This window comes from Psychrobacter sp. 1U2 (genome assembly GCF_051847575.1).
On record NZ_JBPYDC010000495.1, the window covers coordinates 1 to 1025 of the forward strand.

A 1025-nucleotide genomic window follows, 5' to 3' on the forward strand; every position below is an offset into this window, starting at 1 on the left:
GCAAGCCTTTATTAAAGAATATTTAAGTACCCCTATCACTCATCAAGATATTGATGAAGCTGAAACCGTGATTCATGCTCACGGTTTGACGTTTAATCGTGCTGGCTGGGAGCGTTTGGTCGATAAGCATGGTGGTTATTTGCCTCTGCGTATCGAGGCTGTGCCTGAAGGCAGTATCGTGCCTGTATCCAATGTCGTTTGCCAAATTACCAATACGGATCCTGAGTTTTATTGGTTACCAAGCTATATCGAAACTGCCCTACTGCGTGCCATCTGGTACCCCTCCACTGTCGCTAGCGTGTCACATTATTGTAAAGGCGTTATCCGCCGCGCGTTAGAGAAGTCTGCTGATAATTTAGAATCTCTCATCTTTCGTTTGCATGATTTTGGCTCACGCGGCGCTTCTAGTCATGAGTCGGTGGCACTCGGTAGCTTAGCACATTTGGTTAATTTTGCCGGTACTGACTCTATGGCTGCTTTGGTTGCTGCTAGTCGTTGGTATCAAATGAACAATGACATGCCAGCGTTTTCCATTCCTGCCGCTGAACACAGCACCATGACTGCCTGGGGCCGCGATGGAGAGACTGCGGCTTTTTCCAATATGATTGAACAGTTTGGTGGCAAAGATAAAGCCTTTTCAGTAGTTTCTGATAGCTATGATTTGTGGAATGCTATTGATAATATCTGGGGCAAGGCGTTAAAAGACGATGTCAAAAATATGGGTGGCACCTTGGTTATTCGACCAGATAGTGGCGAGCCGACCAAAGTGGTACGTGAGGCATTAGAGCGCTTAGCAGTAAGGTTTGGCACGACCCTTAACAGCAAAGGCTATAAAGTCTTGCCTGATTACGTACGTATTATCCAAGGAGACGGTATTAGCCCGCAAAGTTTGAGTAAAATCATCGATGTCGTGATGAACGCTGGCTTTAGCGCAGAGAATATTACCTTTGGTATGGGCGGTGGCCTCTTGCAACAGGTCAATCGCGATACGATGAACTGGGCGATGAAGGCCAGCGCCATCTGTA

At 46.8% G+C, this 1025-nt stretch carries 1 protein-coding gene; it reads left to right on the forward strand.

Features of this window, described 5'->3' with window-relative positions:
• Positions 1-1025: nicotinate phosphoribosyltransferase (locus ACS8FD_RS16830; protein ID WP_439276686.1), on the forward strand; the 1025-nt coding region annotated here is incomplete at both ends.